Below are 229 nucleotides of genomic sequence, written 5' to 3'. Positions count from 1 at the left end.
ACTTCTGACGTCTTATCCGTGCGCTAAGGGTCATGTTACGCATCAGCTTAGCGATGAGCGTGTGGTTGTAATGACACCCTAATTGCTTTAGCGTTGCCGTTATTCTGCGATAGCCATATCTGCCTTTATGCTGATGATACAGCTTAGCAATACGCTGTTTTAATTCAGTGTATTTGTCATCACGCTCAAGTCTTGCTCTATGATAGTAAAAGACGCTTTTGGGCATACC

At 43.7% G+C, this 229-nt stretch carries 1 protein-coding gene; it reads right to left on the bottom strand.

Going from position 1 to position 229, the window contains the following annotated elements; all coding sequences use genetic code 11:
- On the bottom strand, window positions 1-229 hold a 229-nt coding region (locus tag V7D75_RS04355; protein WP_333613556.1), incomplete at both ends, for an IS3 family transposase.

It is taken from the genome of Psychrobacter sp. (genome assembly GCF_036731945.1).
In the GTDB taxonomy this organism is placed as follows: Bacteria; Pseudomonadota; Gammaproteobacteria; order Pseudomonadales; family Moraxellaceae; genus Psychrobacter.
The sequence above is the reverse complement of the archived record's forward strand: the minus strand, read 5'-3'. Positions and strand labels throughout refer to the sequence as shown.